Source organism: Roseateles sp. P5_B10, from assembly GCF_056400485.1.
The window spans coordinates 1-1,014 of record NZ_JBFULE010001274.1 but is presented as its reverse complement, the minus strand read 5'-3'; the positions used below and the strand labels follow the sequence as shown (position 1 = coordinate 1,014).

Here is a 1,014-nt window from a genome sequence, read left to right as displayed (position 1 = left end):
CGTCACGATCATCGCGTCGACGGAATCATTCGACGAGCAGCGCATGCCCTGCTATTTGCAGCCTGGTGACTACATGGGCACCGACGGTGCGCGCGTCATTCGGCTGCCCTATCGAAGGTTCATCCCCACCAAGCTGGCCCCAAAGATTCGAGCCTATCCGGGCGTGCGCCCACTTCTGGACGCACTCAGCCCGGACGTCATCCTCTTTCATGGCCTGTGCGCGTGGGAACTGTTGACGGTGGCCCAGTACGTCCGGGAACACCCTCAGGTCAGGCTCTTCGCAGACTGCCACGAGGACTTCAACAACAGTGCTCGCGGTTGGATTTCCAAGTACCTCCTGCATGGCGCGTTCTACCGGCCGATCCTGCGCAGCGCCCTAGACGTGGTGAAGGAGGTTCTCTGCATCACAGTCGAGTCGATCCAGTTTTCCGAGCAGTTCTACAAGGTGCCCAAGGACAAGATCGTGCTGTTCCCTCTCGCCGGGCACATCCATGGTGACGAGGACTACGAAGCACGACGTCAGCGCGTCCGAGAACTGCATGGAGCAGGGCCTGGCGATGTCGTGATTGTTCAATCAGGCAAAATCACGGCCAACAAACTATTGCCGAGAGCTCTGCGCGCCTTCATTGGGACGCCCGCTGAACACCTGAAGTTCTGGATCGTCGGCCAAGTTGTTGACGATCAAAAAGAGTGCCAGGCTTTGATCGATTCGGATCCGCGAATCGCGTTTCTCGGCTGGAAGTCGCCGGATGAGTTGGAGGACATCCTTTGTGCGGCGGACGTCTTCTTGCAGCCCAAAGGGCAGACCGCCACGACCCAGACGAGCATGTGCTGCCGCTGCGCAATCCTGGTCGATGACGTCCCCAGTCACCGCGCACTTTTCRTGGACAACGGTTTCCTGATCAATGAACGTACGACGTTGGCGAACAGTTTGACAGCGATTGCCGTGGCCCCGGAGGCCGTCGATGCCATGAAAAAGAGATCTCTCCAATTCGCGCGTGAGCATCTGGACTA

Annotated in this window: 1 protein-coding gene; it reads left to right on the top strand. The window is 58.5% G+C overall.

Annotated features, from left to right (window positions below):
* On the top strand, positions 1-1,014 hold a 1,014-nt coding region (locus AC1DU6_RS32690), incomplete at both ends, for a glycosyltransferase family 4 protein (protein ID WP_477862421.1).